At 69.5% G+C, this 21,027-nt stretch carries 20 protein-coding genes; 9 read left to right on the forward strand and 11 right to left on the reverse strand.

Translation table 11 applies throughout. The features are described 5' to 3' along the window. The first annotated feature begins 32 nt into the window (after nt 1-32). On the forward strand, nt 33-1,085 hold the full coding sequence (gene recF / locus OXQ95_RS01405; RefSeq protein ID WP_267378615.1) for a DNA replication/repair protein RecF: 1,053 nt from the start codon (nt 33-35) through the stop codon (nt 1,083-1,085). A gap of 80 nt (nt 1,086-1,165) precedes the next feature. Then, complete coding sequence (locus OXQ95_RS01410; RefSeq protein WP_267378618.1) at nt 1,166-1,912, forward strand: OmpA family protein; 747 nt, start codon at nt 1,166-1,168, stop codon at nt 1,910-1,912. 5 nt (nt 1,913-1,917) lie between these two features. Here the strand turns inward: OXQ95_RS01410 and OXQ95_RS01415 are convergent, their stop codons facing one another. After that, on the reverse strand, nt 1,918-2,469 hold the full coding sequence (locus tag OXQ95_RS01415; RefSeq protein WP_346731935.1) for an ankyrin repeat domain-containing protein: 552 nt from the start codon (nt 2,467-2,469) through the stop codon (nt 1,918-1,920). 40 nt (nt 2,470-2,509) lie between these two features. Between OXQ95_RS01415 and gyrB the strand changes: the two genes are divergently transcribed. Further along, nucleotides 2,510-5,020, forward strand: a complete 2,511-nt coding sequence (gene gyrB, locus OXQ95_RS01420) for a DNA topoisomerase (ATP-hydrolyzing) subunit B (RefSeq protein WP_242096488.1) — start codon at nt 2,510-2,512, stop codon at nt 5,018-5,020. An 11-nt stretch (nt 5,021-5,031) separates the two neighbouring features. Then, nucleotides 5,032-5,775: a methyltransferase gene (locus OXQ95_RS01425; RefSeq protein WP_267378622.1), complete on the forward strand. Its 744-nt coding sequence runs from the start codon at nt 5,032-5,034 to the stop codon at nt 5,773-5,775. 30 nt (nt 5,776-5,805) lie between these two features. Here OXQ95_RS01425 and OXQ95_RS01430 read toward each other — a convergent pair whose 3' ends face one another. Genes OXQ95_RS01430 through OXQ95_RS01460 form a run of 7 tightly spaced genes read right to left on the reverse strand, consistent with a single transcriptional unit; the run spans nt 5,806 to nt 12,040 of the window. Continuing rightward, entirely contained in the window at nt 5,806-6,837 is a 1,032-nt protein-coding gene (locus OXQ95_RS01430; RefSeq protein WP_242096486.1) for a response regulator, read from the reverse strand. Continuing rightward, nucleotides 6,834-7,277, reverse strand: a complete 444-nt coding sequence (locus OXQ95_RS01435) for a response regulator (RefSeq protein WP_242096485.1) — start codon at nt 7,275-7,277, stop codon at nt 6,834-6,836. Before OXQ95_RS01435 ends, OXQ95_RS01430 begins: the two co-directional genes overlap by 4 nt. Beyond that, nucleotides 7,274-8,785 (reverse strand): ATP-binding protein, encoded by a 1,512-nt coding sequence (locus OXQ95_RS01440; RefSeq protein WP_267378627.1) that lies wholly within the window; start codon nt 8,783-8,785, stop codon nt 7,274-7,276. The genes OXQ95_RS01435 and OXQ95_RS01440 overlap by 4 nt, the downstream gene beginning before the upstream one ends. 48 nt (nt 8,786-8,833) lie before the next feature. Beyond that, nucleotides 8,834-9,598 (reverse strand): exonuclease domain-containing protein, encoded by a 765-nt coding sequence (locus OXQ95_RS01445; protein WP_267378630.1) that lies wholly within the window; start codon nt 9,596-9,598, stop codon nt 8,834-8,836. Between the two features lie 32 nt (nt 9,599-9,630). Next, a complete protein-coding gene (locus tag OXQ95_RS01450; protein WP_267378633.1) occupies nt 9,631-10,995 on the reverse strand; it encodes a phosphomannomutase/phosphoglucomutase in 1,365 nt (454 codons plus the stop codon). Next, complete coding sequence (locus OXQ95_RS01455; RefSeq protein ID WP_267378636.1) at nt 10,992-11,252, reverse strand: J domain-containing protein; 261 nt, start codon at nt 11,250-11,252, stop codon at nt 10,992-10,994. The genes OXQ95_RS01450 and OXQ95_RS01455 overlap by 4 nt, the downstream gene beginning before the upstream one ends. Beyond that, complete coding sequence (locus OXQ95_RS01460; RefSeq protein WP_242096480.1) at nt 11,249-12,040, reverse strand: division plane positioning ATPase MipZ; 792 nt, start codon at nt 12,038-12,040, stop codon at nt 11,249-11,251. Before OXQ95_RS01460 ends, OXQ95_RS01455 begins: the two co-directional genes overlap by 4 nt. Nucleotides 12,041-12,117: 77 nt before the next feature. Between OXQ95_RS01460 and panC the strand changes: the two genes are divergently transcribed. After that, entirely contained in the window at nt 12,118-12,975 is an 858-nt protein-coding gene (gene panC / locus OXQ95_RS01465; RefSeq protein WP_267378643.1) for a pantoate--beta-alanine ligase, read from the forward strand. Nucleotides 12,976-13,039: 64 nt separating this feature from the next. After that, nucleotides 13,040-13,336, forward strand: coding sequence for a hypothetical protein (locus OXQ95_RS01470; protein ID WP_242096478.1), 297 nt, complete (start codon nt 13,040-13,042; stop codon nt 13,334-13,336). A 106-nt stretch (nt 13,337-13,442) separates the two neighbouring features. On the opposite strand, the gene topA is transcribed toward OXQ95_RS01470, so the two are convergent. Next, nucleotides 13,443-16,058, reverse strand: a complete 2,616-nt coding sequence (gene topA / locus OXQ95_RS01475) for a type I DNA topoisomerase (RefSeq protein WP_267378646.1) — start codon at nt 16,056-16,058, stop codon at nt 13,443-13,445. Nucleotides 16,059-16,379: 321 nt separating this feature from the next. On the opposite strand from topA, the gene OXQ95_RS01480 reads away from it, so the two are divergent. Continuing rightward, on the forward strand, nt 16,380-17,054 hold the full coding sequence (locus OXQ95_RS01480; protein WP_267378649.1) for an HPP family protein: 675 nt from the start codon (nt 16,380-16,382) through the stop codon (nt 17,052-17,054). Here OXQ95_RS01480 and dprA read toward each other — a convergent pair. Both dprA and plsY read right to left on the reverse strand, forming a co-directional pair. Then, nucleotides 17,051-18,130, reverse strand: coding sequence for a DNA-processing protein DprA (gene dprA, locus OXQ95_RS01485; RefSeq protein WP_267378652.1), 1,080 nt, complete (start codon nt 18,128-18,130; stop codon nt 17,051-17,053). The genes OXQ95_RS01480 and dprA overlap by 4 nt on opposite strands. Beyond that, nucleotides 18,123-18,734 (reverse strand): glycerol-3-phosphate 1-O-acyltransferase PlsY, encoded by a 612-nt coding sequence (plsY, locus tag OXQ95_RS01490; protein WP_267378655.1) that lies wholly within the window; start codon nt 18,732-18,734, stop codon nt 18,123-18,125. Before plsY ends, dprA begins: the two co-directional genes overlap by 8 nt. 98 nt (nt 18,735-18,832) lie before the next feature. On the opposite strand from plsY, the gene murI reads away from it, so the two are divergent. Both murI and hemA read left to right on the forward strand, forming a co-directional pair. Next, a complete protein-coding gene (murI, locus tag OXQ95_RS01495; RefSeq protein ID WP_267378658.1) occupies nt 18,833-19,630 on the forward strand; it encodes a glutamate racemase in 798 nt (265 codons plus the stop codon). Nucleotides 19,631-19,695: 65 nt separating this feature from the next. After that, nucleotides 19,696-20,937: a 5-aminolevulinate synthase gene (hemA, locus tag OXQ95_RS01500; RefSeq protein WP_276588772.1), complete on the forward strand. Its 1,242-nt coding sequence runs from the start codon at nt 19,696-19,698 to the stop codon at nt 20,935-20,937. Nucleotides 20,938-21,027: the final 90 nt, after the last annotated feature.

The following is a 21,027-nucleotide window of genomic DNA, read 5'->3' on the forward strand; positions in this document are numbered from 1 at the left end:
GCGGCGCGATAAGCGCGCTAGACGCAGGCGCGATGCTGTCGCGCCTCGTCCTCACCGATTTCCGCAACCATGCCGCGCTGACGCTGTCGCCGGGTGCGGGGTTCGTCGTGCTGACCGGCGCGAACGGCGCGGGCAAGACCAACGTGTTGGAGGCGGTGTCGCTGCTGGCGCCCGGCCGGGGCCTGCGGCGCGCCGGATTGGGCGAGATAGCGCGGCAGGGCGGCGGCGGCGGGTTCGGCGTCGCGGCGGTGCTCGACGCAGCGCAGGGCGCGGTCGAGCTGGCGACGGGCGCGATCGCCACCGCGCCCGAGCGCCGCATCGTGCGCGTGCAGGGCGCGGCCAGCGCGGCGACGGCGCTTCCCGAATGGCTGAGCGTGTTGTGGCTCACGCCCGCGATGGACCGGCTGTTCGTCGAGCCCGCCAGCGGGCGGCGGCGCTTTCTCGATCGGCTGGTGCTGGCCTTGCGCCCCGGCCATGCGGTGAATGCCGCGCGCTATGATGCCGCGATGCGCGCGCGCAACCGGTTGCTGGCCGAAGACGTACCGGGCGATCCCGAATGGCTGGCGGCGCTGGAAGCGCAGATGGCCGAGCATGGCGCAGTGCTGGCGCAGGCGCGGCGCGAAACGGTGGCGTTGCTGGGCGAGCGGCTGGCCGCTGCCGCCGCGGTGGGATTTCCGCGTGCCGCGATCGCGCTCGACAGCCCCGGCGGCGATGCCTCGCCCGCCGCGCTGCGCCAAGGCCGCGCCCGCGACGCGGCGGCGGGGCGGGCGCTGGCCGGCCCGCATCGCGACGACCTGATCGTCACGCATGCCGACAAGGGGCAGGCCGCGGCGCTCGCCTCCACCGGCGAGCAGAAGGCGCTGCTGCTCGGCATCGTACTCGCCCATGCCGATCTGGTCGCCGAACGGAGGGCGCGCGCGCCCCTGCTGCTGCTCGACGAGGTGGCCGCGCATCTCGATCCCGCCCGCCGCGCCGCGCTCTTTGCTGCGCTCGCGGGACGCGGGCAGGTGTGGATGACCGGCACCGAGGCGGCTCTGTTCGCCGATGTCGGCGCCGGCGCCACGCGGATCGTGCTCGGCGGCTGAACCCTGGCTGTCGGTCCGGCTCATGGTCGGTTCAAGCGGATGCGGGCATGACGGGCCGACACGATCGAGGAGCAACCGTCATGAAGACCATCCCCATCGCCCTGGCCGGGTTCGCACTGGTGGCCGGCGCCATGCCCGCCGCCGCGCAGGATCGCTGGGACTGGCGCCCCGGCGAGCGCGCCTATGACCTGCGTGGCCCGGGCGTGCCCATCCTGTTTCCCGAACTGCGCGACAATCCGCGCGGGCGCGCGTTCGTGATGCGCAATTTCGACTTCAACGGCGACGGCTTCATCGATCCGCGCGAGGCGCGCGCAGCCGACCGGGCCTTTGCCGAGGCGGCCGGCCCGCGGCGCGACCGGTTCGACTGGCGCGCGCGCGATCGTGGCCCGGTGGTCGAGGCCGACACGCGCTGGGATCGTGGCGCGATGCGCGACTATCATTTCCGCCAGACGCCACGCGGCGCGATGCTGACGCTGCAGGAGGACGTGCTGTTCCAGACCGACAGCGACGTGCTGCGCCCCGGCGCGGTGGAGAAGCTGCGCCCGCTCGCCGCCTATCTGCGCGGCAATCCGGGGGTGCGCGTCGCGATCGACGGCTTCACCGATTCGCGCGGCAGCGTGGCGCACAACCAGGATCTGTCCGAACGCCGCGCCGCGAGCGTGCGCAGCGCCTTCGACGCGATGGGCGTGACACGCGCGCGCTTCTCGGTCGCGGGGCATGGCGAGGCACAGCCGGTCGCCAGCAATGCGACGCCCGCGGGGATGCGCCTCAACCGCCGGGTCGAGGTGACGCTGCTCGGCCAGCGCGCGGACGGGTTCGCGCGCTGAACCGATCAGGCGAAGCGCTTGGCGAGCGCTTCGTTCCCCTGCGCCAACGCGAGGCTGCGGACCGTGTTGCCGTCACCGTCGATCATCGCGGCGTCGGCGCCATTCTCCAGCAACAGGTCGATGATCGCGCTGCGGTCGAACAGGCCGGCCAGCATCAGCGCCGTCTGCCCGGCGGCGTTGCGCCGGTTCACGTCGGCACCGCGCGCGATCAATAGCGCGGCAATGGCGAGATGGCCCTTGAACGCCACCCCCATCAGCGCGGTGTTGCCGCGGTGATCGGCATCGCCGTCGACCGCGGCGCCACGATCGAGCAGCAGCGCGGTCGTGTCCGCATGGCCGTTATAGCTGGCGAGCACGAGCGGCGTGTGGCCGCGGCCGTCGCGGATCTCGATGGGCACACCGGCGTGGAGCAGCGCCGGGATCACGTCGTCCCGCCCCATCCGCGCGGCATCGAACATCAGTTCGCGCAGGCGTTCGGGGGAGGGCAGGGGCGGGGGTGCGGGCGCGTCGGTCATCGCCGTGCGGTAGCGTGGCGCGCGCGCCGCCGGCAACGCCATTTCGCTTCCGTTTCGGCCCCTCGATGCCTATATGCTGGGCATGGCAACATCCCCCCAGAATGCGAACGAATACGGCGCCGAATCGATCAAGGTGCTGAAGGGGCTGGACGCGGTCCGCAAGCGCCCCGGCATGTATATCGGCGACACCGACGACGGCTCGGGCCTCCACCACATGGTGTTCGAGGTGAGCGACAACGCGATTGACGAGGCGCTGGCGGGGCATTGCGACCGGATCGACATCCAGCTCAATCCCGATGGCTCGGTCTCGGTCACCGACAATGGCCGCGGCATCCCGACGGGCATCCACCGCGAGGAGGGCGTCTCCGCGGCCGAGGTCATCATGACCCAGCTCCATGCGGGCGGAAAGTTCGAGAACACCAGCGACGACAACGCGTACAAGGTCTCGGGCGGGCTGCATGGCGTCGGCGTCTCGGTGGTGAACGCGCTGAGCGAGTTTCTCGATCTCACGATCTGGCGCGACGGCGAGGAGCATTACATGCGCTTCGCGTTCGGCGACGCGGTCGCGCCGCTGAAGGTGGTGGGCAAGGCGGCGCCCGGCCAGAAGGGCACGCGCGTCACCTTCCTGCCGAGCCCGGCTACCTTCAAGATCGTGGAGTTCGATTTTGAGAAGCTCGAGCATCGCTACCGCGAGCTGGCTTTCCTCAATTCAGGCGTGCGGCTTTTCCTCACCGATGCGCGGCACGAGGAGCCGCGGACGATCGAGCTCTATTACGAGGGCGGGATTGCCGCGTTCGTCAAATATCTCGATCGCGCCAAGACGCCGCTGATGGCCGAGCCGATTGCGATCACCGGCACGCGCGACGACGTGACGATGGACGTCGCGCTGGAATGGAACGACAGCTATTACGAGAACGTCCTCGCCTTCACCAACAACATCCCGCAGCGCGACGGCGGCACGCATCTGGCGGCGTTTCGCGCCGCGCTGACGCGCACGCTCAACAACTATGCCGAGAAATCGGGGATGTTGAAGAAGGAGAAGGTGACGCTCACCGGCGAGGACATGCGCGAGGGGCTGACCGCGATCGTCTCGGTCAAGCTGCCCGACCCCAAGTTCAGCTCGCAGACCAAGGACAAACTGGTCAGCTCCGAGGTGCGCCAGCCGCTGGAATCGCTGATGGCGGACAAGCTGGCCGAATGGCTCGAGGAAAATCCCGCTTACGGCAAGGCGATCGTCGGCAAGATCATCGACGCCGCTGCGGCGCGCGAAGCCGCTAAGAAGGCTCGCGAGCTGACGCGGCGCAAGGGCGCGATGGATATCGCCAGCCTGCCCGGCAAGCTCGCCGACTGTCAGGAGCGCGATCCCGCCAAGTCCGAGCTGTTCCTCGTCGAGGGTGATTCGGCGGGCGGATCGGCGAAACAGGGGCGCAACCGCCATTTCCAGGCGATCCTGCCGCTGCGCGGCAAGATCCTCAATACCGAGCGCGCGCGGTTCGACCGGATGATCTCGTCCAAGGAGATCGGCACCCTCATCCAGGCCATGGGCACGGGGATCGGTCGCGACGATTTCAACGCGGACAAGCTTCGTTATCACAAGATCGTCATCATGACGGACGCCGATGTCGACGGCGCACATATCCGTACGCTGCTGCTGACGTTCTTCTATCGCCAAATGCCCGAGCTGATCGAGCGCGGCCATCTCTACATCGCGCAGCCGCCGCTCTACAAGGCGACGCGGGGGCGCTCCGAAGTGTATCTGAAGGACGATGCCGCGCTTGACGAGTATCTGGTCGATGCGGGCGTGGCGACGATGATGCTCGATTCGCCGACCGGCGCGCGCTCGGGCGCCGACCTGAAGCACTTGGTGGATCACGCCCGGCGGATGCGCACGCTGATGCGCTATGTGCCGCGCCGCTACGATGCCGGGATCATCGAGGTGCTGGCGCTGGCCGGCGCGCTCGATCCGCAGGCCACGCGCACAGCGCGGCAGGCCGCGGTGACCGAGGCGATCCGGCGGCTCGACGCGGGCGACGATGGCGATGGCGGCACCGCGCGCTGGTCCGCCCAGTTGACCGAGGACGGCTCGATCCACTTCCAGCGACTGTGGCGCGGCGTGACCGACCATCACATCATCGAGGCCAGCTTCATGGCCTCGGCCGAGGGGCGCAAGCTCCACGCGCTGGCGGCCGAACAGGCGGAGAGCTTTTCGCAGGCGGCCAAGCTGGTGCCCGCGCGCGGCGCGCCGGCGATCGTCGCGCCCGAGGACGAACCCGCGACCGACGAGAACGGCAACGTCACCACGCTGGCGCGAGGGCAGACGCTGGTCGCGCGACCGACGCAGCTGCTCGACGCGATTCTGGCGGCGGGGCGCAAGGGGCTGTCGATCCAGCGCTACAAGGGGCTGGGCGAGATGAACGCCGAGCAACTGTGGGAAACCACGCTCGACCCCGCGGTGCGCACGATGCTCCGTGTGACGGCGCTGGAGACGCAGGCGGCCGACGAGGTGTTCTCGCGGCTGATGGGCGAAGTGGTCGAGCCGCGCCGCGAGTTCATCCAGGACAACGCGTTGAACGTCGCCAATCTGGACGTCTGAGGAGCCTGCCAATGAAGATCATCGCCGCACTCGCCGGCTTCGCGCTCGTCGCGACCGCCGCCCATGCCCAGGCCCCCAAGTCCGCCATCGCCGCCGCGCTCGCCGATCCCGCACGCGCGGATCAGCAGGGTGACGACGCACGCCGCGAGGCCGCCGCGGTGCTCGCCTTTTCGGGGGTGAAGCCGGGCGACGCGGTGATCGATTATCTGCCCGGCAAGGGCTATTGGACGCGCATCTTCGCCGGGATCGTCGGCCCCAAGGGCCATGTCTATGCCGATTGGCCCGCCGCGGCCGCCAAATATGCCGCCAAGCCGCTGCCGGCGATCCAGGCGCTGGGCCTCGCCAACGTTACCGCCGCGGTGCAGCCGACGAACCTGCCGACCGCGGCCAAGCCCGTCGACCTGTTCTGGACCGTGCAGAATTACCACGACATCCCCAATGGCGGCCCGTTCGGCGAGGGCGGCGAGCCCGCGATCCGCTCCTTCAACGCCGCGGTCTTCGCGCTGCTGAAGCATGGCGGCACCTATGTGGTGATCGATCATGCCGACGCGCCGGGCACGGGGCTGACGGGCACGAACACGCGCCACCGGATCGATCCCGCGGTGGTGAAGACGCAGATCGAGGCCGCGGGCTTCCGCTTTGTCGGCGAGTCGCCGGTGCTGCGCAACCCGGCCGACGATCACACTAAGCTCGTCTTCGACCCCGCGATCCGCGGCAAGACCGATCAGTTCGTCTTCAAGTTCCGCAAGCCCTGAACGGGCAGTTCCCAAGGGCGGGAGCGTCCGCTAGCGGATAGCGGCGCGGAGCATCGCGCGGCAGCCGCGATGCTCCGTGTCATAGGCCACGCTGGTGCCGAGGCTTTGCGCCATGGCGCGGATCAGCTTGGTGCCGAGGCCCGTGCCGCGCGGCGCGTCGCTTGGGGTGAGGCCGCAGCCATCGTCTTCCACGACGAGCAGGAACGCGGCGTCGCCTTCCTGCGCCAGCGTGATCCGCACTTCGCCCCGGCCTGCGGGATAGGCGTATTTGCAGGCATTGGTGATGAGTTCGGTGACGATCACGCCCAGCGACACCGCGCGGTCGGTCGGCAGGCGGATCGCTTGGGCGGTACAGGCGAGCGTGCAGCGGCCGGTGTCGCGCGCCAGCGTCTCGTCCAGATCGTGGACGAGCGCGACGAGATAATCGGCCATGTCGACGCTCTCCACGTCGTTGGCGCTGTAGAGCCGGCGGTGCACCTGCGCGATGGCGTCGATCCGGCGCTGGGTGTCGGCCAGCGCCTCGCGCGCGACCGGATCGGACAAGGCCGCCGACTGCAGGCTGACCATGGCCGTCACGAGCTGGAGCGAATTGGCGACGCGGTGGTTCACCTCGCCGAGCAGCGCCTCGAGCCGCGCATTGCTCGCGCGCAGATCCGCCTCGGCAGTGGCCTTGGCATGACGCAGCGCGGCCACGCCGCGCACCTGTGCGAAGGTGGCCGCGAGCAGGTCGAAGAAATCGTCGCCGACGGTCTTCACGACATAGTCGATCGCGCCGGCCTTCAGCGCGGCCACCGCGATCCGGCCCTCGTCCGAGCCGGTGACATAGACGACCGGCACGTCGCCGATCGCCTGCAACGCGGCGAGCGTCTCCAGCCCGTCCATTCCCGGCATGTAATGATCGACCGCGATCAGGTCGAACCGATGCGCCTGCGCCAGCCGCACGCCCTCGGCGCCGTCCTCGGCCAGCGTCACGTCATAGCCGCGCCGCGTCAGCGCGCGCGACGCCAGCCGGCGCATCCCCGCATCGTCGTCGATATAGAGGACGCGCGGGGCGTCGCTCATCCCTCGACCTCGGGCACTTGGATGACCGACAGGAAGAGCCCGAGCTGGCGGATCGCCTGGGCGAAGCTCTCGTAATTGACCGGCTTGGTGATGTAGACGTTGCAACCCAGATCGTAGCAGCGCTGGATCTCCACCTTGTCGTCGGTGGTGGTGAGCACGACGACGGGGGTGCGGCGCAGCGGGCTGTCGTCGGCCTTGATCCGCGTCAGGATGTCCGTTCCGCTCATGTCGGGCAGGTTGAGATCGAGCAACACCAGCGCCGGGCCGTTCTTGGCCGGGCCCTCCTCGGCGTTGAACAGATAGTCGACCGCAGTGCCGCCATCGGTGAAGTGGCGGATCGGGTTGTTGATCCCCGCGCGGCGGATGTTCTTCTCGATCAGCCGGGCATGGCCTTCGTCGTCCTCCACCATGACGATGCCGACGGGGCGATGGTCGTTCATGCGCTGTCTCCTGAAGCGTGGGCGGGCGGCGTCTGCGGCAGCACCAGCCGGAAGGTGGAACCCTGGCCGAGCGTCGATTCGACCTGCACCGTGCCGCCCAGCCGATAAGCTGCGGCGCGGACATGCGCGAGCCCGATGCCCTCGCCCTGCTGGTCCTGCGGGCCGGAGCGGCGGAACAGGTCGAAGATGCGCTCGTGATCGCCGGCCGCGATGCCGCGACCGTTATCGGCGACGGCGATCGTCACTCGCCCGCCCTGCGCGTGCGCGGATATGGTGATTCGCGTGGGCCGCCCGGCCGCCTGGTATTTCGAGGCGTTCTCGACGAGGTTGGAGACGATCTGCTCCACCGCGATCCGGTCGCTCGTCAACGGCGGCATGGGCCGTTCGATCGTGACCTCCACGCGGCGATCATCGAGCACGTGGCGGATCGAGCCGACCACATTGTCGGCCATCGCCTCGAGATCCAGCGGCTCGGGCGCAATCGTCCGCCGCCCCTCGCGCGACAATTTGAGGATGGCGTTGATGAGCCGGTCCATCTTCTGCGTCGAGGTGCGGATGAAGCGGATCGCCTCGGGCAGGTCTTCGCGCGCTGCCAGCCGCGCGTCTTCGGTGACGATCGCCGGCGCCTCGGCCTCGGCGCGATCGACCAAGGTCGCGAGTGGCGCGGTGGCGGCCTCCAGCTCGGCGGTGAAGCCCATCACGTTGACGAGCGGCGAGCGCAGATCATGGCTGACGATATAGGCGAAGCGCTGGATCTCGTCGTTCGCCCGGCTGAGATCGGCGGTGCGGGCGCTCACCTGATCCTCGAGCGTATCGTTCAGCGCGCGCAGGCTTTCGCGCGATTGCGCGAGATCGCGCGTGTAACGCACGATCGTCGCGACCGATACGAGCAGCAGCACGGCGATGACCAGCCCGACGATCGCGAGCGTCCAGTAGAAGACGAGCAATGCGGCGCGCTGGTCTGCGGTGCGCTGCGCGAGGATGCGCCGTTCCTCCTGCGCCATCGCGATGAAATAGCCGCGCAACGGACGGAACAGCCCCGGCGAATCCTGCCGCTTGAACAGCGCCGTCGCGCCTTCCAGATCGCCGCGTGCGGCCAGCGCGTTGGTGGCGCGGTGCTGTTCGCCCAGCCGGACGAGCGCGCCGTCGATCCGGCCGATCGCCTCGCGCTGCCCGCGATCGAGGACAAGCGCGTTCAGCCGCCGCATCGCGATCGGCGTGCCGATCGTGGCTTCGCGCCAGCTCCGCCAGGCGAGCGGCGAACCCAGCAGGAAGATGCCGCGCCGGGCATCCTCGCTCTGCTCGATCAACTGCCGCGCCTCGCCGATCGCGACCTCGACCTGATAGCTATGGACGACGCTGCGGTTGCGCGCCTGACTCCGGTCCAGCGCGTGCACCGCGACGGCCGCCGCGACGATCAGCGCGACGAACCCCAGGCCGACGCAGATCGCCAGCAGCCGCTCGACGCGTTGGCCGGTCGTCGGCAGCGGGAGAGCGGGCAGGTCCATCGAGGCGATGGCATAGCCGGGCCATCCGCAAACGCAAACCTCGTGCGATTACAGTAACAAATCCTGGGCGCTCGCCTTGCCCACGCTACCGCCGCCGCGCCGCCGGTCCATCTCGTGATTGGCGGTGAAACGGATGTCGGGATCGCGGTCGGTGAGGAAAGCCATCAGCGTCTCGTGATCGAGTTCGCGCCATTCCTTGCCGCGATCGGGGCCGTAGCGCACGCGCGGGATCAGGCCGGGGGTGCGCGACCATTCGATGAGCTGCGCAAGGCTCGCCTCGTTCAGCATGTCGCGCAGATGGAAGGCGGTGACATAGGCATCGGGAAAGGCGCGGTGCGCGGGCAGCCCGCGCTGCTGGTCCATGCCGTGCGGGCGGCGCCAATAGCGCAGCACCTGATTCGAGAAACTGGGCGAATCGGGCCAGAGCCGCAGCGCGCATTTCCAGGTGCAAATCCATTCGGCGCTGCGCGTCAGCGCGGGCGTGCAGAATTGCTGCTCGAAATCGGCGCGGTGCGCGGCGAGCGCCAGCCGGCGCGGCCAGGGATCGAGCACCTGGCGCGCGCAATCATGCCACCAGGGCGCATCCGCCACGTCCTCGTCGAGGATGTGGTGGATCGCCTGCGTAACCGGGGGGATGGCGCGGCCCGGATTGACGAGGATGCTGCCGCCCACGCCGTGGATCTCCCAGCGGCCGTCGGCGCCCAGCGCCACGTCCTGCCAGCCGATCTCGCACACGCCGTGCGCGGGCGGCGCGGAGCCGGTGGTCTCGAGATCGATGACGCGGACGATCTGCGGCGGGGGAGGGGGAGCCATGGCCGCCATGTGGGGCGTGGCGCGCGCGAAAGCTACCGTTCGATACCGTTCGCGCGCAAGTGCCCGTCGATCGCGGCGAGCAGGCGATCGAGCCCGGCCGCGGTCCGCGCCTCGGCGCGCAGCGTCAGCACGTCCTCGGTGTTCGACGCGCGGAGCAGCCACCAGCCGTCGGATGTCGTCACGCGGACGCCGTCGATCGTGACCATCTCGGCGCCCTCGGCCTCGAGCGCGGCGCGGATGCTGTCGACCACGCCGCGCTTGCGGGCCGGATCGATCGGCAGGCGAAGTTCGGGCACGTCCACCATCTGTGGCATCGCGTCGTGCAGCGCGGTCAGCGTGGTGTCCTTCTGCTGCACCGCGCGCATCAGCTGGATTGCGGCATAATGCGCGTCGTCGAAGCCGTAGAAATCCTCGCCGAAAAAGATGTGGCCGCTCATCTCGCCGCCGATCGGCGCGCCCGTTTCGCGCATCATCGTCTTCATCAGGCTGTGGCCGGTCTGCGCCATGACCGGACGGCCGCCCAGCACGCGGATCCGGTCGAACAGCGGCTGCCCCGCCTTTACGTCGGCGACGATCGGCGCGCCCGGCTGCGCGGCGAGAACGGGTTCGGCGAGGATCGCGAGCAGCTCGTCGCCCCACACCACCCGCCCCGCGCCGTCGACCACCCCGATCCGGTCGCCGTCGCCATCGAAGGCCACGCCGAAATGGAGCGACTTTTCGACGACGACGCGTTTCAGATCCGCGAGGTTGGCCTCGATGGTGGGGTCGGGATGATGGTTGGGGAAATGGCCGTCCACATCGGCGAAGAGCAGATGATGCTCACCCGCCAGGCGATCGACCAGCTTCTGGACGACCGGGCCCGAGGCGCCGTTGCCGCAATCCCATGCCATTCGGAACGCGCCGCCCGCATGGCCGGCCAGCAACCGGTCGACATAGGCGTCCATGACGTCCGCCGACGCGACGCTGCCGGTGCCCGTTTCCCAATCGCCCGCCTCCGCCAGCCGCGCGAGATAGCGGATGTCGTCGCCGAAAAACGGCGTATGGTTCAGCACCAGCTTGAAGCCGTTGTCGTCGCGGGGATTATGGCTGCCGGTTACCTGTATGCCGCCATCCACCTCTAGCGTCGCCTCGGCGTAATAGAGCATCGGCGTGGGGCCAAGGCCGATGCGCACCACGTCGATCCCGCCCGCCACCAGCCCCTCGACCAGCGCGGCCTCCAGCATCGCCGAGGTGAGCCGCCCGTCGCGGCCGACCGCCACGCGCCGTCCGCCCGCGCGGCGTACGCGGGTGGCGAAGCCGCGCCCCACCGCGAACGCGTCCGCCGGGCCGAGATCGACGCCGGCGCGCCCGCGAATGTCATATTCGCGCAGGATCCGGGGGGCGAAGCGGTGGCTCATCCCCGTGGCCCGCCGCGCAGCAGCAGATCGCGCGCGGCATTGACGCGGCGGGTGAGATCGGCCGATCCGCCGCGATCGGGATGGACGCCCGCGATCAGCCGCCGGTGCGCCGCGCGGATCGCCTCATCGCCCGCGGCCGCATCCACCCCCAGCACCCCGCGCGCCTCCGCCTCGGCGGAGGGCTGCGGCTTCGCACGCCGGGGGCGCAGCCAGGTCCACGCCGCCCAGATCACGAGCAGCGCGACGACCCACTTCACGCGGCGACCGGGGCGGGTTCCGGAAGCGCCAGCGCCGCCATCATCTCGCGCAGTTCCTGCCGCGCTGCGACATGCGCCAGCCCCATCGATCCGAACGCCTTGGAATCGATCATGGTCAGCCCGGCGGGGAACAGCTCGCGGTAGATCACGCGCTCGCCCAGCCCCGGGATGATCCGGAAGCCGACGCGCTTGGCGAGCTGGGTCAGCGCATCGGATACGCGGCGCATGTTGCGCGCCTCGACATATTGCAGACGATTGCGCAGCAACACCCAGTCGATCGTGGTGCCGTCGGCCTTGGCGCGCACCTTGCGCGCGTCCCAGATCATCTCCGAATAGAAGCTCGGCCGCGTCACCTTGTACGTCTCGGGATCCACCTGCCCGATCAGGTCGAAATCGACGAAGCTGTCGTTCATCGGCGTGACCAGCGTGTCCGCGAGCATCGCGGCGGTGCGCGCGAACGGATCGTCGCGGCCCGGCGTGTCGATCACCAGGTAATCGGCATTTTCCGAAAGCTGGTCGAACAGGCGCTCGAACCCCGCCTCGGTCTGGTCGGTGTGCGTCGCATGCTCGGGCATCGGCAGTTCGGTGCCGGTACGCTTCACGGTCGCGGCGCGGTTGTCGAGATAGCGGCCGACGGTGCGCTGGCGATGATCGAGATCGAGCACGCCGACGCGCGCGCCCTTCGCCGCGAGCGCGATCGCGACGTGCACCGCGGTGGTGGACTTGCCCGTTCCGCCCTTTTCATTGGCGAAGACGATGACGTGCGTGGCGTTGGGCCCGGTGGGCAATTCGTCGCATCCTGTGTTGATCGCGTGGTTCCCCCTCCATAGAAGCCATGGCCTTGCGTATTAAGGGGTAAAATCGCGTGCAGACCATCCGCGAGCGGGACGCGCTTCGCGCCGCCATCGCCACCTGGCGTTCCGAGGGCGCGCGCATCGCGCTGGTGCCCACGATGGGGGCGCTTCACGCCGGGCATCTGGCGCTCGTCGAGGCGGCCCGCCGGCCGGGAACGAAGGTGGTCGCCTCGATCTTCGTCAACCCCCGGCAGTTCGGCGCGGGCGAGGATCTCAGCCGCTATCCCCGCCGCGAACTGGCGGATATCCGCATGCTGACCGAGGCGGGCTGCGACCTGCTCTGGGCGCCGGGCGTCGATGCGATGTACCCGGCGGGCTTTGCCACCAACGTCGCGGTCACGGGGGTGAGCGAGGGGTTCGACGGCGCGGCGCGGCCGGGGCATTTCGACGGGGTCGCCACCGTGGTCGCCAAGCTGTTCAACCAGGTCGCCCCCGACGCCGCCTATTTCGGCGAGAAGGATTTCCAGCAGCTCGCCGTCATCCGCCGGATGGTGGTGGATCTGGATTTCGCGATCGAGATCGTCGGCGTGCCGATCCAGCGCGACGATGACGGCCTCGCGCTCTCGTCGCGCAACATCTATCTGGACGACGAGCAGCGCGCCAAGGCGGTGGCGCTGCCGCGCGCGCTCGGCGTGGCCGCCCGGGCCATCGGGCGGGGCGGCGATGCCGGCGAGGCGATCGCCGATGCGCACACCACCCTGATCGGCGCGGGCTTCACGGTCGATTATGTGGCGCTGGCCGATGCCGAGACGCTCGCGCCCGATCCGGCGCCCGATCGCCCCCGGCGGCTGCTCGCCGCCGCGCGGATGGGAACGACGCGGCTGATCGATAATATCGCGATCGAGATGATGGCTAACGAAGAGGGTTAACCGCGTTAACCATTTGGTGATGCCTGTCCGCCATGTTCCGATTCGTGAACAAGGGGGCAAGACCATGGCGACCAGCCTGAAGAACGCGCAGTTTCTGATCGATAGCCGGCTGGCCGATGCGGCCAGGGGGGACCGCGCCGCGGCGTACGAACTCGGCATCGTCTATTCGACGGGCGCGAGCGGGATCGGGATCGATCTGATTGCGGCGCACAAATGGTTCAACCTCGCCGCGCTCGCCGGGCTTGAGGAGGCGCAGCATTGCCGCGCCGAAATCGCCGAGGACATGACCGCGCGCGAGATCGCCGAGGCGCAGCGCCAGGCGCGCACCGTGATGGGCGCGGGGATGCGCCGGGCGGCATAAAGCCTTCCCGGCGCTCGGATCCCTGCCCCCGGTCGCGCCGCACGCGCCGCATGGGGGATGCGCTTCGACAGACTTAGGCCGAACGAACGGGTCGGCCGCATGAGGTTCAGCCCTCCGCTTTCGTCTTGGCCCCCGCCTTGGGCGCGGCCTTGGCCTTGGGCGCCGCCTTCTTCGCAGGCTCCTTCTTGGCGGCCGTCTTTTTGGGTGCGGCCTTCTTCTTGCCCTTCTTCGCCGGTGCCGCCGCGGCGCGCGCGTCGATCAGCGATGCGGCCTCCTCCAGCGTGAGCTGGTCGGCCTCGATCGACTTGGGCAAGGTCGCGTTCGTCTCGCCATCGGTGACATAGGGGCCGTAGCGCCCCTCCATCAGCCGGATCGCCAGCTCGGTGCGGGGATGCGCGCCCAGCTCGCGAAGCGGCGCCTTGGCCGCGCCGCGCGCCGGTCGCCCGCCGCCCGCCGCCGCCTCGGCCAGCTTCACCACCGCGGCGTTCATCCCCGTCTCGAACACGTCGGCGGTCGAAGTGAGGCGCGCATATTTGCCGTCATGCACCAGATAGGGGCCATAGCGCCCGATCGAGGCGGTGATCGGTGCGCCCGTCTCCGGATGGTTGCCGATCGTCCGCGGCAGGCTCAGCAGCTTCAGCGCCATTTCCAGATCGAGCGTCGGCACGTCCTTGGGGATCGAGGCGCGTTTCGCCTCCTTGCCCTCGCCGAGCTGGATATAGGGGCCGAACCGCCCCGACTTGCGCTCCACCGGCAGGCCGGTTTCGGGATCCTGGCCCAGCGTCTCGGGGCCGGTATCGCCTTCACCCTCGCCGCCGGGCTGCGCGAAGCGGCGGGTGAACTTGCACGCCGGATAGTTGGAGCAGGCGACGAACGCGCCGAACTTGCCGCCGCGCAGCGCGAGCCGCCCCTCGCCGCAATTGGGGCACAGGCGCGGATCGCCGCCATCGGCCTGGGGCGGGAAGAGATAGCTTTCGAGAAATACATCCAGTTCGGCGGTGATCGCCGAGGGCTGCTGCTCCATCACCTCGGACGTGCGCGGCTTGAAGTCGCGCCAGAACGCCTCCAGCACCGCCTGCCACTGCGCGCGGCCGCCCGACACATCGTCGAGCTCGTCCTCAAGCCCTGCCGTGAAATCATAGCTGACATATTTCTCGAAGAAGCGTTCGAGAAACGCGGTCAGCAGCCGCCCCGTCTCCTCGGCGAAGAAGCGGTTCTTCTCGAGGCGGACATAGCCGCGGTCCTTCAGCACGTCGATGATCGAGGCATAGGTGGACGGGCGGCCGATGCCGAGTTCCTCGAGCCGCTTGATGAGGCTGGCGTCGGAAAAGCGCGGCGGCGGCTGGGTGAAATGCTGCTCGGCCTCGACGCCCTTCCTGGCGGGCGCGTCGCCCTCGCGCAGGCGGGGCAGGCGGCGCGAATCGTCGTCTGCGGCATCGGCCGGCTGGCCGGCGGCGCCGTCCGCGGCCTTGTCGTCGCTGCCCTCTTCGTAAAGCGCAAGATAGCCGGGGAACAGCACGACCTGGCCAGTCGCGCGCAGGATGTTGCGCCCGGTGCCGTCGGCGAGTTCGACCGTCGTGCGCTCCATCCGCGCCGACGCCATCTGGCTGGCGAGCGCACGCTTGAAGATCAGGTCGTACAGCCGCGCATGATCGCCGCCGCCCAGCTTGTCGCGGCCGAAATCGGTCGGCCGGATCGCCTCGTGCGCTTCCTGCGCGTTCTTCGCCTTCGTTTGATATTGGCGCGGCTTGTCGGGCACATAGCTCGCATCATAGCGGTTCGCGACGGCGAGGCGCGCCGCCGAGATCGCCGAGGAATCCATCTGCACGCCGTCGGTGCGCATATAGGTGATCGCGCCGTCCTCGTAGAGGCCTTGCGCGATCCGCATCGTGTGGCTGGCCGAAAAGCCGAGCTTGCGCGCCGCCTCCTGCTGTAGCGTCGAGGTGGTGAAGGGCGGCGGCGGGTTGCGCGTGGCGGGCTTGGTCTCGACCGACTGGACCGAGAAGCGGCCGTCCTCGACCGCCGTCTTGGCGGCCAGCGCATCGCCCTGGTTGCCGATCGACAGCCGGTCGAGCTTCGTGCCGTTCCACTGGACGAGCCGCGCCTGGAACGCGGTGCCGTCCTGTTCGAGCGTCGCGATCACCGACCAATATTCCTGCGCGCGGAACTGTTCGATCTCGCGCTCGCGCTGGACGACGAGGCGAAGCGCGACCGACTGGACACGACCCGCCGATTTGGCGCCCGGCAGCTTGCGCCACAGCACGGGCGACAGCGTGAAGCCGACAAGATAATCGAGCGCGCGGCGCGCGCGATAGGCATCGATCAGATCGGTATCGAGTTCGCGCGGATGCTTCATCGCCTCCGTCACGGTCGCCTTGGTGATCGCGTTGAAGGTGACCCGCTCGACCTCCTTCGGGAGCGCCTTGCGGCCGCGCAGCACCTCGCGGACGTGCCAGCTGATCGCCTCGCCCTCGCGATCCGGATCGGTGGCGAGGATCAGCCGATCGGCGGTCTTCGCCAGATCGGTGATCGCCTTCAACTGCTTGGATTTGTCGGCATAATTCTCCCAGTCCATCGCGAAGCCCTCATCGGGGTTCACCGAACCGTCCTTCGCCGGCAGATCGCGGACATGGCCGTAGCTGGCCAGCACGCGGTAATCGCTGCCTAGGTATTTTTCGATGGTCTTCGCCTTGGCCGGCGATTCGACGATGACAAGCTGCATGGGTTCTCGGAGCGTCCTTACGTGTGCGTACGAGGGTGGGGCGGGGCCGGGGATGCGTCAAGCGGGGCAAAGTGGAGAGGCGAAGTGGAGGAAGTGGAGGCGTGCGAGCGGTTTTCCACTTCGCGTGAGCGGGCCGCCGGGCAAGCGTGGTTCGTGCGGGGTGGATCGATGGCGGGAGGGGGGGGGCGGCGCAGCATGGCATGACCATCCGCCTGTAGGACAGCCCCGGCCGTGCGGCGATCGCATCCAAACCGATCGCGATCGGGGCGTGGGGCCGTTATAGCGCCCGCCTGCGCGCCGCGTCGCCATAGCGAGTTTGCCATGTCCGTGTTCAAACCCCTGCTGCCGGGTGCCACCCTGTCCGCCCGGCTGTTCGCCGCTCTGGGTGCAACCTTCGGCATCTTGGCGACGATCATGCTGTGCGGCGCATGGCCGTTCCCTGCGGCCGACCTGCCCGTTATCGTCGCGCCGCTCGGCGCCTCGGCGGTGCTGGTGTTCGCGGTGCCGTCCAGCCCGCTCGCTCAGCCCTGGCCGGTGGTGGGCGGGAACCTGCTGTCGACGCTCGTCGGCATCGCGGCCTTTCGTCTCGTTCCGGGCACGACGCTGGCCGCCGGCGTCGCGGTGGGCGGCGCGATCCTCGTCATGTCGCTTTGCCGCTGCCTGCACCCGCCGGGCGGCGCGGCGGCGCTCACCGCCGTGATCGGCGGGACGGCCGTCCACGCCGCGGGCTGGCGCTTCGCTTTCGTGCCGATGGGAATCAATTCGCTCGTGCTGGTCGCGGCCGGGGTGCTGTTCCACTGGCCGCGCACGCACCGCTATCCGCACCGGCCTGCGCTCCTGCCGCCAGCTTTCCCCCCTGTGCGGTTGCACGAAGCGGATATCGACGCGGCGCTGGTGCAGATGCGCGACAGCTTCGACATCGACCGCGACGACCTGAGCGCGTTGCTGGCGCATGCGGAGCGCCACGCCGCCGAACGGACAGGCCGCGCGCGTTAGCCGAGGCTCACCCGCCCGCCGGCATGCCGCTCCACCCGCCCCGCCAGCTCCAGTTCCAGCAGCACCGTCTGCACGATCGAGGGCACGCGGCCCGATTGACGGACGAGTTCGTCCACGCCAACCGGCACCGGCCCCAGCAGCGCGGCGATCGCGCTGCGGTCGGCGTCGCTCGCGTCGCCGGGCGGCGGGCCGGCATAGTCGCTCGCCGGCGACCGCACCGCGCGCGGGTCGATCGGGCGGATCTGTTCGAGCACATCGGCGGCGTTCTGCACCAGCGTGGCGCCGTCGCGGATCAGCAGGTTGCATCCCTGCGCCCGCGGATCGATCGGGCTGCCGGGCACTGCCATCACCTCGCGGCCCATCTCGCCCGCCAGCCGCGCGGTGATGAGCGAACCCGATTTCGGCACCGCCTCCACCACGACGGTGCCGATCGACAGGCCGGCGATGATCCGGTTGCGATAGGGGAAGTGGCGCGCGCGGGGTTCGGTGCCGGGCGGCTGTTCGGCGATCAGCAGGCCCTCGTTCGCGATCCGCGCCTGCAAGTCGGCATTTTCGGGCGGGAAGACCACGTCGATCCCGCTGGCGATCACGCCCACCGTCCCGCCGGTGATCGCGCCGACATGCGCCGCGGTGTCGATCCCGCGCGCCAGCCCCGAGACGACCGAAACCCCCGCACCGGCGAGTCCATGCGCCAGCTCGCGCGCGAAGCGGCAGGCGGCGGCGGACGCGTTGCGCGCGCCCACCACCGCGACGCAGGGGCGTAGCGCCAGCGCGACATCGCCGCGCACGATCGGCGCTGGCGGCGGGTTGTCGATCTGCGCCAGCAGCGGCGGATAATCGGGATCGTCGAGGAACAGATAGCGTGCGCCGAGCCGCTCGGTTTCGGCCATTTCCCGCGCGATCCGGTCGGCCGGCGCGACCGCGGGCGGGCGACCGCCGCCGCGCGCGGCGAGCCGCGGCAGCGCGTCGATCGCCGCCGCCGCGCTGCCGAAGCGCTGCATCAACTGGGCGTAGGTGACGGGTCCGATCCCCGTCGTGCGGATGAGGCGTAGCCGGGCGAGGCCGGCGTCAGCCAAGGCTGCGCTTGCCCCCGACGCGCGGCTCGGTGCCCTCCAGCAGCCGTTCGATATTGGCGCCGTGCTTCCACAGCACGATCAGCGCGCAGGCGAGCAGCAGCAGCACGATCTCGAACTGGCCGCAGACCGCGGCCACCAGCGGCGTGCTCGCCGCCGCGGCGATGCCCGCCACCGAGGAAATGCGCAACGTGGCCAGCAGCCCGATCCAGATCGCCGCGAAGGCGAGCCCTACCGGCCAGTAGAGCGCCAGCGCGATGCCCATCAGCGTGGCGACGCCCTTGCCGCCGCGAAAGCGCAGCCACACCGGATAGCAATGGCCGATGAACGCGCCCGCCGCGGCCAGCGGGGCATTGCCGGGGAACAGCCAGTCGGCGATCAGCACCGCCGCCGCGCCCTTGGCGACGTCGAGCAGCAGCGTGGCGACCGCGAGCCCCTTGCGCCCGGTGCGCAGCACGTTGGTGGCGCCGATATTGCCCGAGCCGATGCTGCGCAGATCGCCCGCGCCGCCGAGTCGGGTCAAGATCACGCCGAAGGGGATCGAACCCAGCAGATAGCCGAGCGCGAGCGTCAATGTCGGTGCGATCCAGATGACCTGCGTCGGCATTCGTCCCCCTAAGGGGCCTATATAGCGTTCGATACCGCTGGGGTCCAACAACCTGCATCATTCTTGGTGCCGGAAGGGCGGGGAGATAGGACCAGAATATGAGTGATTCGCGCCCCATCCTGTTTTTCGATTCGGGGGTGGGCGGCCTTTCGGTCGTCCGCGCGGCGCGCGCGGCGTTGCCGGACGCGCCGTTCGTCTATGCCGCCGATTCGGCGGGTTTCCCTTACGGCACGCGAACCGAAGACGAAATCGCCGCCCGCGTGCCCGCGCTCCTCGGGCGGCTGGCGGAGCGCTATCGGCCGCGGCTGATCGTGATCGCGTGCAACACCGCTTCCACGATCGCGCTGCCCGCGGTGCGCGCCGCGCTCGATATCGGGGTGGTGGGCACGGTGCCCGCGATCAAGCCCGCCGCTGCGCTGTCGCGGACGCGGACGATCGGCGTTCTCGGCACGCAGGCGACGGTGCGCCAGGCCTATGTCGACGATCTGGCGGCGCGCTTCGCCGCCGATTGCACGGTGATCCGCCACGGCTCGGCCGCGCTGGTCGAGATGGCGGAGGGCGTGCTCCACGGACGGCCATCGCCCCGATCGGCCTATGCCGCGGTGCTCGCCGGGCTGTTCGACCAGCCGGGCGGCGGCGCGATCGACACGATCGTCAACGCCTGCACGCATTTCCCGTTGGTCGAGGCCGAACTGGCGGCGGAAGCGCCCGAGGGGGTGCGCTTCGTCGACGGTTCGGCCGGGATCGCGCGGCGGATCGTCGCGCTGACCGTGGGGCAGGCCTTCCCCGAATCGGCTGGCGCGGGGATCGCGGTCTTCAGCCGGCTGGGCGCGGCGGAACGCGCGCTGGCGCCGGCGCTCGCCGCGCGCGGCTTCGCGCGGCTGGAGGCGCTGTGAGCGGCGCGTCGCCCCTTGCGCCAAATCCGCTGGAAAACCGCCCGATCGCGTCCTAAGTGTCGCGCATGAACAGCGAGTCCATGGACGTGCGCGTGGACTATTCCCGCGTTTTCACGCAGGCGATCGACCGGCTCCACGCCGAGGGCCGCTACCGCGTCTTCATCGACATCCTGCGCAACAAGGGCTCCTTTCCCAACGCGCGCTGCTTTGCCGGGCATAACGGCCCCAAGCCGATCACCGTCTGGTGTTCGAACGACTATCTCGCAATGGGCCAGCATCCCAAGGTGATCGCGGCGATGGAGGAGGCGCTCCACGACGTGGGCGCGGGCTCGGGCGGTACGCGCAACATCGGCGGCAACACGCATTATCACGTCGATCTGGAAGGCGAACTGGCCGACCTGCACGACAAGGAGGCGGCGTTGCTGTTCACCAGCGGCTACGTTTCCAACGAGGCGACGCTGGCGACGCTGGCGAAGATCCTGCCCGGCTGCGTGATCTTCTCGGACGAACTGAACCACGCCTCGATGATCGCGGGCATCCGCAATTCCGGATGCGAGAAACGCGTGTTTCGTCACAACGACCTCGCGCATCTGGAGGCATTGCTGGCGGCCGAGGATCCCTCGGTGCCCAAGCTGATCGCGTTCGAGAGCGTCTATTCGATGGAGGGTGACATCGCCCCGATCGCCGCGATCTGCGATCTGGCCGACCGGTACAACGCGCTCACCTATCTCGACGAGGTCCATGCGGTCGGCATGTACGGCGCACGCGGCGGCGGGATCTCCGAGCGCGAGGGCGTGGCGGATCGGCTGACGATCATCGAGGGAACGCTCGGCAAGGCGTTCGGCGTGATGGGCGGCTATATCGCCGCCAGCAGGACGATCATCGACGTGATCCGCAGCTATGCGCCCGGCTTCATCTTCACGACCTCGCTGTCGCCCGTGCTCGTGGCGGGCGTGCTGGCGAGCGTGCGCCACCTGAAGGGCTCGAGCGCGGAGCGCGAAGGGCAGCAGGCGAGCGCGGCGCTGCTGAAGGGAATGTTCGCCGAGGCCGGGCTGCCGGTGATGATCGGCGATACGCACATCGTGCCGCTGATGGTCGGCGATCCGGTCAAGGCCAAGAAGATCAGCGACGTGCTGCTCGCCGAATATGGCGTGTACGTTCAGCCGATCAATTATCCGACCGTGCCGCGCGGCACCGAGCGGCTGCGCTTCACCCCTGGCCCCGCGCATACCCCGGCCATGATGCGCGAGCTGACCGACGCGCTGGTGGAGATCTGGGGCCGACTGGCGTTGCGCAAGGCGGCCTGACGCGAGGGCGGGACGACTCAGCTCGATCCGATGACTTGATCCGTTCGTGCCGAGCTTGTCGAAGCACGCTGTCCGCAGGCGTGCCTTCGC

The organism is Sphingomonas sp. GC_Shp_6 (genome assembly GCF_026540835.1).
Classification (GTDB): Bacteria; Pseudomonadota; Alphaproteobacteria; order Sphingomonadales; family Sphingomonadaceae; genus Sphingomonas.

Excerpts from the sequence above, each read along its gene's own strand:
- recF (WP_267378615.1), top strand. The coding sequence starts at position 33 with ATGCTGTCGCGCCTCGTCCTCACCGATTTCCGCAACCATGCCGCGCTG.
- OXQ95_RS01410 (WP_267378618.1), top strand. The coding sequence starts at position 1,166 with ATGAAGACCATCCCCATCGCCCTGGCCGGGTTCGCACTGGTGGCCGGC.
- OXQ95_RS01415 (WP_346731935.1), bottom strand. The coding sequence starts at position 2,469 with ATGGCGTTGCCGGCGGCGCGCGCGCCACGCTACCGCACGGCGATGACC.
- gyrB (WP_242096488.1), top strand. The coding sequence starts at position 2,510 with ATGGCAACATCCCCCCAGAATGCGAACGAATACGGCGCCGAATCGATC.
- OXQ95_RS01425 (WP_267378622.1), top strand. The coding sequence starts at position 5,032 with ATGAAGATCATCGCCGCACTCGCCGGCTTCGCGCTCGTCGCGACCGCC.
- OXQ95_RS01430 (WP_242096486.1), bottom strand. The coding sequence starts at position 6,837 with ATGAGCGACGCCCCGCGCGTCCTCTATATCGACGACGATGCGGGGATG.
- OXQ95_RS01435 (WP_242096485.1), bottom strand. The coding sequence starts at position 7,277 with ATGAACGACCATCGCCCCGTCGGCATCGTCATGGTGGAGGACGACGAA.
- OXQ95_RS01440 (WP_267378627.1), bottom strand. The coding sequence starts at position 8,785 with ATGGACCTGCCCGCTCTCCCGCTGCCGACGACCGGCCAACGCGTCGAG.
- OXQ95_RS01445 (WP_267378630.1), bottom strand. The coding sequence starts at position 9,598 with ATGGCTCCCCCTCCCCCGCCGCAGATCGTCCGCGTCATCGATCTCGAG.
- OXQ95_RS01450 (WP_267378633.1), bottom strand. The coding sequence starts at position 10,995 with ATGAGCCACCGCTTCGCCCCCCGGATCCTGCGCGAATATGACATTCGC.
- OXQ95_RS01470 (WP_242096478.1), top strand. The coding sequence starts at position 13,040 with ATGGCGACCAGCCTGAAGAACGCGCAGTTTCTGATCGATAGCCGGCTG.
- topA (WP_267378646.1), bottom strand. The coding sequence starts at position 16,058 with ATGCAGCTTGTCATCGTCGAATCGCCGGCCAAGGCGAAGACCATCGAA.
- OXQ95_RS01480 (WP_267378649.1), top strand. The coding sequence starts at position 16,380 with ATGTCCGTGTTCAAACCCCTGCTGCCGGGTGCCACCCTGTCCGCCCGG.
- plsY (WP_267378655.1), bottom strand. The coding sequence starts at position 18,734 with ATGCCGACGCAGGTCATCTGGATCGCACCGACATTGACGCTCGCGCTC.
- murI (WP_267378658.1), top strand. The coding sequence starts at position 18,833 with ATGAGTGATTCGCGCCCCATCCTGTTTTTCGATTCGGGGGTGGGCGGC.
- hemA (WP_276588772.1), top strand. The coding sequence starts at position 19,696 with ATGAACAGCGAGTCCATGGACGTGCGCGTGGACTATTCCCGCGTTTTC.